Annotated in this window: 9 protein-coding genes and 1 pseudogene; 7 read left to right on the top strand and 3 right to left on the bottom strand. The window is 37.8% G+C overall.

Annotation, left to right across the window (positions count from 1 at the left end):
- Positions 1–155: 155 nt before the first annotated feature.
- Both AC6F75_RS02490 and AC6F75_RS02485 read left to right on the top strand, forming a co-directional pair.
- Positions 156–638, top strand: a complete 483-nt coding sequence (locus AC6F75_RS02490) for a hypothetical protein (protein ID WP_500713365.1) — start codon at positions 156–158, stop codon at positions 636–638.
- On the top strand, positions 635–1576 hold the full coding sequence (locus AC6F75_RS02485) for an alpha/beta hydrolase (protein WP_500713363.1): 942 nt from the start codon (positions 635–637) through the stop codon (positions 1574–1576). Before AC6F75_RS02490 ends, AC6F75_RS02485 begins: the two co-directional genes overlap by 4 nt.
- Positions 1577–1685: 109 nt before the next feature.
- On the opposite strand, the gene AC6F75_RS02480 is transcribed toward AC6F75_RS02485, so the two are convergent.
- Positions 1686–2705: a beta-ketoacyl-ACP synthase 3 gene (locus tag AC6F75_RS02480; RefSeq protein ID WP_500713361.1), complete on the bottom strand. Its 1020-nt coding sequence runs from the start codon at positions 2703–2705 to the stop codon at positions 1686–1688.
- A 785-nt stretch (positions 2706–3490) separates the two neighbouring features.
- On the opposite strand from AC6F75_RS02480, the gene htpG reads away from it, so the two are divergent.
- The 3 genes from htpG to AC6F75_RS02465 all read left to right on the top strand — a co-directional run bounded on the left by htpG (position 3491) and on the right by AC6F75_RS02465 (position 6381).
- A complete protein-coding gene (htpG, locus tag AC6F75_RS02475; protein ID WP_500713359.1) occupies positions 3491–5380 on the top strand; it encodes a molecular chaperone HtpG in 1890 nt (629 codons plus the stop codon).
- A 169-nt stretch (positions 5381–5549) separates the two neighbouring features.
- Positions 5550–5960 (top strand): 5-fold beta-flower protein, encoded by a 411-nt coding sequence (locus AC6F75_RS02470; protein WP_500713357.1) that lies wholly within the window; start codon positions 5550–5552, stop codon positions 5958–5960.
- A 106-nt stretch (positions 5961–6066) separates the two neighbouring features.
- Entirely contained in the window at positions 6067–6381 is a 315-nt protein-coding gene (locus AC6F75_RS02465) for a DUF1456 family protein (protein WP_500713355.1), read from the top strand.
- On the opposite strand, the gene AC6F75_RS02460 is transcribed toward AC6F75_RS02465, so the two are convergent.
- Positions 6378–6827 (bottom strand): hypothetical protein, encoded by a 450-nt coding sequence (locus tag AC6F75_RS02460; protein ID WP_500713353.1) that lies wholly within the window; start codon positions 6825–6827, stop codon positions 6378–6380. The two genes, AC6F75_RS02465 and AC6F75_RS02460, sit on opposite strands and share 4 nt — an antisense overlap.
- A gap of 33 nt (positions 6828–6860) precedes the next feature.
- Positions 6861–8216 (bottom strand): hypothetical protein, encoded by a 1356-nt coding sequence (locus AC6F75_RS02455; protein WP_500713351.1) that lies wholly within the window; start codon positions 8214–8216, stop codon positions 6861–6863.
- 106 nt (positions 8217–8322) lie between these two features.
- Between AC6F75_RS02455 and AC6F75_RS02450 the strand changes: the two genes are divergently transcribed.
- Both AC6F75_RS02450 and AC6F75_RS02445 read left to right on the top strand, forming a co-directional pair.
- Positions 8323–8832 carry an RNA polymerase sigma-70 factor gene (locus AC6F75_RS02450; protein ID WP_500713349.1) on the top strand — a complete coding sequence of 170 codons (510 nt, stop codon included), beginning with the start codon at positions 8323–8325 and terminating at the stop codon, positions 8830–8832.
- Positions 8833–8889: 57 nt separating this feature from the next.
- Positions 8890–9294, top strand: a pseudogene (locus tag AC6F75_RS02445) (FecR family protein); the annotation flags it as partial.

Raw genomic sequence — 9294 nt, 5'->3', positions numbered from 1 at the left:
AAAGCCTTTTAACCTTTAGTTTTAGGGGCTTTTCCTTTTCTTTTTAATTGAAACCTGCGGATTTAAGGTAGTAGTTTTACTTCTTTTGATTTTATTCTCAATTGTTACTATGTTTACTAAAACCGAAAAAAAACTAAAAACAAAATTTGACAAAAATGAAACCTTACAAAGAGATACAGAGGTTTGACCAGTGGTGGGTGTGGATTCTACTGTTTGTGGTATTTTTATCTACAGTGATTCCAGTAATAACGCTATCAAGCGAAAATGGTTTTGACAAATCTTTTTCCTGGGCTTTGGTATTTCCATCACTTTTGACGCTGGGCGTCATAGTTTTGCTGTATTATTTACGGTTGGAAACCACCATCGATGCTCAAGGGATTCATTACAAGTTTTTTCCAATACCGAAAAAATTGATTCCCTGGCATGAAATAGAAGAATGTTATGTGAGGCAATACAGCCCCTTAAGGGAGTATGGCGGTTGGGGAATTCGTTTTGGCCTTAGCGGAAGGGCTTACAATGTAAAAGGCAACAAAGGCATTCAGGTTAAGTTAAAGTCCGGCAAAAAAATACTTTTTGGCACACAAAATGAAACAGAAGTAAAGAACGTTATCAATGCATATAAAGATTATACCCAATGAAAAATTACATTATTGCAATTTTCACCTTTATTATTATTTCCGGGTTTGCCCAGGAAAACCAATATATTTCTGAAGAACTTACCATCAACGACCAGATTGAGGGCACTTTGCTGATTCCAAACACAGAGAGCCCAACCCCACTGGTTATACTCATTCAGGGCTCGGGACCCACAGACCGGGATGGCAATCAGCCAAATATGAAAAATCACTCACTGAAATATTTAGCAGAAGGCCTTGCAGAAGAAAATATAGCTTCATTTAGGTTTGATAAAAGATTGGTAAAGATGGCCCAACAAGGGCGCTTAAGAGAGGAAGATATCAAATTTGACCATTTTATTGATGATGCCATTGCCGTGATAGAGCATTTTCAGGGTGACGAGCGATTTTCACATCTGATAATCGCAGGACACAGTGAGGGTTCACTTGTAGGCATGGTCGCTGCCAACAATGGTGCTGATGCATTTATTTCCATTGCAGGTGCGGGTCAAGCAATTGACAATGTGATTGTAGAACAACTAAGAAGACAAAATCCCGAATTGGCTGATGAAGCCCGTAAAAATTTTGACGAAATGCGCGAAACAGGTACTTCTAGAAATTTCAGCATTATGTTGTCTTCCATTTTCAGGGAAAGTGTTCAGCCGTTTATGTATAGCTGGATGAAATATAACCCGCAGCAGGAAATAGCCAAATTGGATATGCCCGTTTTAATTCTAAACGGAACAGAGGATATACAAGTAAATGTGGAAGAAGCCAGGTTATTGCACAGGGCAAAACCATTGGCAGAAATGTACCTTATCGAAAACATGAATCATGTATTTAAAGAAATCGCAACCGGAGACAATATTGAAAATGCCAAATCCTATAACGAGCCACAGAGACCTATCATGCCCGAATTGGTTGAGAAGATTACTGTTTTTATAAACAGTCTAGACAACTAAGATTTAGTGATTAGTGATCAGTAGCAGTATGCAGTTTTTGTGAATAGCATTCAATTTCTACATTCAAAAGCCTGAAATCTAAAATCTTACATCTAAAGTCTCTTTCTGACTACCATCTGATAATCACACTGCCCCAGGTAAATCCGCTGCCAAATGCCGCCAATACTACCAAATCTCCTTCTTTGATTTTACCATTTTCCCAGGCTTCGGTCAGGGCAATGGGAACTGAAGCGGCTGTGGTATTACCATAGTTCATAATGTTATTGTACACCTTGTCATCATCAAGACCAAATTTCTTTTGGATAAACTGAGAAATCCTCAAATTGGCCTGATGGGGAATCAACATATTGATGTCTTCTTTTTTAAGTCCGTTTGTCATCAATCCCTCCATAATGACTTCAGAAAAGCGCACCACGGCATTTTTAAACACAAACTGCCCATTCATTACAGGATAATAAGACTCATCGTTGGGGTCGTTGTCTTCAAGAATATCATTGATCCAACGTTTTCCCATTCCGGGTGCAACAAGCGAAAGCTCTTCGGCATGTTCGCCTTGAGAATGCAAATGGGTAGATAATATTCCTTTGTTTTCATCTTCACAACGACTTAAAACAGCTGCGCCGGCACCATCGCCAAAAATCACTGAAACTCCCCTTCCCCTTGTGGTTTTATCAAGCCCGTGTGAATGTAGTTCAGAACCAATCACTAAAATGTTTTTATACATTCCGGTTTTGATAAACTGGTCTGCGACTGAAATGGCATATACAAATCCTGAGCACTGATTTCTCACATCCAATGCACCTACAGTTTTTATATCAAGAGCGTGCTGAACTTGCACCCCCGGTCCCGGAAAATAGTAATCGGGACTTAGGGTTGCAAATATGATAAAATCAATATCGTCTTTTGAAATTCCTGCACGTTCAATGGCTTTTTTGGCGGCTTTAACCCCCATTGATGAAGTTGTTTCACCGCTACCCGGAACCACCCAGCGTCTTTCAATGATGCCTGTGCGCTCCTGAATCCACTCATCTGTGGTTTCCATCATTTTTGATAAATCTTCATTAGTCACCACATTGTCAGGAACATAACTTCCCAAACCACTGATTTTAGAATTGTATAATTTTCTCATCTTTTAGTCTCTTATTCAACAGGCAAGATAAAGATTATAAACCAACGAAAAAGAGGTTTAATACCTCTTTTGTATGCACGCATAATATAAAATAAAAGAGACATACCCTGTAGAAAATTGAGCATGCCTCTTTAAAAACAACCTAACCAATAATTAAAAAATTCTCTAAACGAATTGAAATTTTAGTTTTTCATATCAATTGATTTTCCCATCAATCACTTAGTGTAAATTTAAGTATGTTTATTCTTTTAGTATAATTATTAAACAGAAAGTTTTGTTAAAAATCCCAATTGTTTTGTGAATAAAACAGTCAATATCTCGTATTTAAACTGTGTTGGTCATTTGTAGAAATCAACTAAGTTTGATAAGTTTCAAATAAGGCTTCGGCAAACCCAATGAAAAACATCAACAAAGAACTGCTTTCCTTATTCCTAATTGTTGCGTCGGGAACGATTATACTGCGACTGTTCACCTTTATTTGAAATAATAAAATTTTCGAAACCAAAACCGACAAAGATTCTCTCAGAAGAAATTTTAGTAAAAGAAATCAGCTTTAATGAAGCAAAGACAATATTGAGTATAAGTGCCCTTAAAAATTATGGTGAAACCCAAAAAGAAATCAGGATTAATGTTGAATAAAATATATCATTTCTTCAAAATTGTTGGCTAAAAACTCACCTCTCACCTCTCATAAACTCACCAACTATAAATGCCATCTTGTCACACCATCCGACTTGGTACTTTTTTTGCCATAACCACCCCAAACACTTTTAAACAGAAATACCATGACAAAAGGAAACATTAATGTATCGGTAGAGAATATCTTTCCGTTAATTAAGAAGTTTTTATACAGCGACCACGAGATTTTCCTGCGTGAGCTGATTTCAAATGCTACAGACGCTACGCTTAAGTTAAAGCACCTCACCTCTATTGGTGAAGCCAAAGTGGAATATGGCAACCCCATCATCGAAGTCAAAATTGACAAAGACAACAAAACCTTGCACTTTATTGACCAGGGTATCGGGATGACAGCTGATGAAGTAGAAAAATACATCAACCAGATTGCATTCTCAGGAGCTGAGGAATTTATCGAAAAATACAAAGACAAAAATGGCAAAGACGCCGGTATCATTGGGCATTTCGGACTTGGGTTCTACTCCGCTTTTATGGTGGCCAAAAAAGTGGAAATCATCACCAAATCATACACTGATGCCCCTGCGGCGCACTGGACCTGTGACGGTTCGCCGGAATTTTCTCTGGAAACCGCTGACAAAACAGAACGCGGCACAGAAATCATCCTTCACATTGCAGATGATAGCGAAGAATTTTTAAAGGAAAGCCGCATTCGCGAGCTTCTCGTAAAATACAATAAGTTCATGCCGGTGCCCATCAAATTTGGAACCCGTACGGAAACTTTACCAAAACCTGAAGGTGCTAAGGAAGATGAACCCGCTCCAACCCAAGAAGTGGACAACATCATCAACAACACTGATCCGGCCTGGACCAAAACACCTACAGACCTCAAAGACGAAGACTATAAAAACTTTTATCGCGAACTCTACCCTATGCAATTTGAGGAGCCACTGTTTCACATTCACTTAAACGTGGACTATCCGTTTAACCTAACCGGAATCCTGTATTTTCCTAAGTTAAACCAGGAAATGGTAGCCCAAAAAGACCGCATACAGCTTTATCAAAACCAAGTATTTGTAACCGATAATGTAGAAGGCATCGTGCCCGACTTTTTGACTATGTTGCGCGGGGTAATTGATTCGCCGGACATTCCGTTAAACGTTTCGCGAAGTTATTTGCAAGCGGATGGAGCTGTCAAGAAGATATCCAGTTACATCACAAGAAAAGTAGCTGACAAGCTCACTTCACTATTCAATGACAACCGCGAAGATTTTGAAAAGAAATGGGACGATATCAAAATCGTAATTGAATATGGTATGCTTTCAGAGGATAAATTCTTTGAAAAAGCACAGAAATTTGCCCTCTACCCTACTGTGGACGGTAACTATTTCACCTATGCTGAGTTGGTAGAAAAAATCAAAGACAACCAGACCGATAAAGATGAAAAACTTGTGATTCTTTACGCAAAAGACAAAGATGAGCAACACGCTTACATCTCGGCAGCAAAAGATAAAGGTTATGAAGTGTTACTGCTCGATTCCCCCATCGTGCCACACCTCATCCAAAAACTGGAAGCTGAAAATGAAAAAGTAAGTTTTGTGCGTGTTGACGGTGACCATATCGACAACCTCATCAAAAAAGAGGACACGGTTATTTCAAAATTGAGTGATGAAGAAAAGGAAAAATTGAAAATAACTCTTGAAGAAATCGTTCCCAAAGAAAAATTTTCAGTGCAATTAGAGGCGATGGACAGTTCTGCCAATCCGTTTGTGATTACACAGCCCGAATTTATGCGACGTATGAAAGAAATGAGTCAGACCGGTGGTGGGGGAATGTTTGGAATGGGCAATATGCCTGAAATGTACAATCTTGTGGTCAACACAAATCACGAACTCGTTTCAGAAATACTGAACACCAAAACCCAGAAGAAAAAAGAACGCCTGGTCAATCAGGCACTGGATTTGGCTAAACTCTCCCAAAACTTGCTGAAAGGTGAAGAACTTACAGCGTTTATTAAGAGGAGTTATGAGATAATCAAGTAATAAGCCCCCTTTAACTCCCCCGAAGGGGGAGGATAATTTATAATTTTAATAAAAAAACACCTGATGTAACATTGGGTGTTCTTTTATTTTGAGATACCCGCCTTCGCGGGTATTTTTTTTCGGCAAAGTACTTGATAGGTAAATTTGATAGTTGTAAATATCTATCATTATGAAAACACTCCTACTCTCCCTCGGTTTATTGTTGAGTTTCCAACTTGGTTTTTCACAAACTATTCAAAACTCCAGTTACAGCACTACAGGTTATATTAAAAGTGACGGAAGGATTCAGAATTCAAGTTACAGTACCGTGGGTTACATCAGGGATGACGGGCGCATTCAGAACAGCAGTTATTCCACAATTGGTTACATACGTGATGATGGAAGGATCCAGAACAGCAGCTATAGCACTGTGGGCTATGTAAGGGATGATGGTCGGGTACAAAACAGTAGTTACTCCACTATTGGTTACATAAAGGACGATGGACGTGTTCAAAATAGCAGCTATTCCACCATCGGTTATGCCCGTGGCATCAAAAAAGAATGGGCAGCTGTTGTTTTCTTTTTCTTTCACTTTAATTAAAATCCCCTTTTTTCACTTGTCACAATTGTTAAATTTTCAGATAAATTATAAATTTTTGTACCTTCATCGTTTTGACAACAATTAAGCATTAACTAACAACCGGACCGTGACTAATAACGACATACTCAAAAAACTACGTGTAGCATTAAAACTCACCGATGATGATATTGTAAAAATAATGGGTCTGGTGGATTTTCAGGTCTCTAAAGCCGAGTTGGGCGCATTGTTCCGGCGGGAAGACCACCCCAAGTATATGGAATGCGGCGATCAGTTTTTGAGGAATTTTCTCAATGGCTTGATTATTTATCGACGTGGGCCAAAACCGGAACAGAAAGAACCCGGCTCAAAAAAGACAAAGCCCTCTTCCGTTAAAGGAAAAGGGCCTTACACTAACAAATTGGGGAAAAAAAAGGAAAACTAGATTTTTGCAAACGTAAGAAGGTCAATACTTCCGTCACCTCCACTCACATGTTTTAAATCAATCAAAATCGTTGTTACACTTTCAATGCGCCAGTCCTCACTGATTTCTTCAAATGGACCACTGCTGGCATTAAAATTCAAAATAAACTTAGAACCACTGCTACTACTGCTGGAGGTCGCCCAAGTTCCTGTAACAGTATTGGTCCCGTTAGTTGCTGAAACGGTTCCGTTTTCACTAAATGTAAATGCGTAACCGCTAAAGTGATGGGTCTGATCGATTCCGTCTTCAACAAAGTTACTCACCCGCCAGGCTCCAACTTTGATAGAAGTTTCAAGCTGCACAATGACATTATTGTTGTTATCCGAGGAGTCGTCATCAGAATCACAAGACAAAGCAAAAAAACTTGCTGAAATTAAAAGGAAAATGCTTAAGATTTGATTTTTCATAGTTCTGAGTTTATTTAATTGTTAGTAATGGTTTTATAATTTTTCAAATATTAGTTCATCGGGACTACTATCGTCATCTTCTATTAATTTGACTTGATTGTTCTGAAATTCTACAACCAGCCAGTCTTCATCAAGTTCATCAAGGGGGTAAACATCAATAAAACTCAATATTAGTTTAAGGTTACCACTACCTCCGGCTGTTACAAACCAATTACCGTTAAGGGTTATAATATTGTTTGAAACGCTCACCACTCCGTTTGATTGAAAGTTAAATTGAAATGAGTTAAAGTTTGACGTTTCATCATCATCACCATCTTCCAGATAAAGTGCTACATACCACAGTCCGTCTATTAATATATCTTTTAAAAGCGGTATATTAGTATTACCATCAGAGTAGGGTGTTCTTGAAAAAGTGAGCAGGTCACTTCCATCTCTCAACCTGATTTGATCGTTGTTAAAGTCTAATACTTTCCAATCTTCTTCCAGTTCATCAAACGGTTCATCGTCACCAAAGTCAAGGTTTAATTTCAAACCACTGCTTGATGATGAAAAAATAAACCACGAGCCATTAACCGTATTTGAACTACTGCTTGCCGTAGCAGATCCATCTGAGTTGAAAGTAAATTCATAATCTGCAAACAAGTAGGTCTCATCCTCATTATCAAAAAACAAGTTAATAAACCAATTCCCGGTTGTCAAAATAGTTTCTAAATCAGCCGGAGTATGCGGGTCAGGAATAGTGTCTTCACAGCCTTCAATTATAGCTTGTAGCTGTGGGTGACTGGTTACTATGACTTGACTGCCATCGGCTAAAATTATTGTTATGGGAAATTGTAAAGCTACATAAACACCTGTTCCCATACTTGAAATAAAAGCAAATAATTCTGCATTACTGTTTATGACCACTGTTCCGGTTTGTTCATTGTTGGCATTATAAACAAAAAAAGTTACCGGATACACGAGCTCTACACAATCTATAGCATTGTTAAATGTCTGACATGCTTGTGCCAAAGCATTAAGTTCCTGCTGACTGTTGACCACGAGTGTAGTAAAATCTTCAAAAACTACAGTGATGGGAAACACAATAGTGATGGGTGAGGTAATTTGAGCCAACGCCTCAAGTTGTATTTGATTACTTACTGTAATGGTTTGACCATTTACAATCACATCAAACGGCATTTGTATTGAAGAACAAGGTGTGCCGTCAATAAAATCATCGATATTTCCGTTGTTTCTTGTTGCATCAAGCAAGAGTTTCGCCAATGGGGAATCTGAAGTAATGGCTTCACCGGGTGTATTGTCAATGATTTCCATTTCTTCTTTTTGGCAAGAAAATAAAATAAAGCCTAAGAACAACAGAAGTAAACTTGTTATTTGAATACGTTTCATAATGTCTAGTTTTTGTTGTTATATGAATGAAACAGCCAAGTTTGCAATTACCCTACCCAATATATCAAAAACTTTTAAATACATTTACATAACTTTTAATTTGATTATGAGTAATTCAGATAATGTTTGTACCGAATCTATATTTAACAGCTTGTTTAAAAAACTTTCACCCTCACTTTTTAACTTCATTTACTTTAAATGTGGCGATGTGGATCAGGCTGAAGATTTAGTACAAGATGCTTTTATAAAGCTTTGGGAAAAATGTGCAAAAGTACCTAAGGCTAAGGCCAAGTCATTTCTGTTTACTGTTTGTAACAACGCTTTTCTCAACGACTATGCACATAAAAAAGTGGTGTTAAAATATGTTTCTAACAAGACACATAAAATTAACGAACAAACTCCACAATATTTAATGGAAGAGCGAGAGTTTGGCGAGCGTTTGCAAAAAGCCATTGAACAACTTACCGAAGCCCAGCGCACTGCTTTTTTAATGAACCGGATTGAAGGTAAAAAATACAGTGAAATTGCCGAAATACTTGATATTTCGGTGAAAGCTGTAGAAAAAAGAATGAGTCAAGCTTTGGTATCTTTGAGAAAAGAAGTAAAAAATATTTAAAGAAAGGTAGGGTAATCCATTTAGAAACTGTTTAACTAGTTGACATTATAATAGGCCATGAATGATACACTTTTGCATAAGTATTTAAATAACGAAATCAGTCCGGAAGAACTTCAACAATTGAAAGATTCTGGGCTGTATAATGATTATTTGAAAATTGCCGAAGCTACTAAGGAACTTGAGACACCGGTTTATCACGATGAACGCGTATGGCAGAAAATCCGCTCAGCAACTCATAACAAGCCTAAAGTAATTTCACTGCAGTGGAAAAGCCTTTTAAAATATGCTGCAGTTGTTGCAGTAATTATTTCAGCTTTTCTGTTTTTTAATACAGGTATTGAGACTGTTGAAGCAGGGCTTGCAGAACAAAAAAGTTTTTCACTTCCGGATCAATCTGAAGTCATCCTCAATGCCGATTCAAAAATTACCTATAATGAAAAGAAATGGGACAAGAGCCGCTCA

Source organism: Planktosalinus sp. (genome assembly GCF_059864935.1).
The sequence above is the reverse complement of the archived record's forward strand: the minus strand, read 5'-3'. Positions and strand labels throughout refer to the sequence as shown.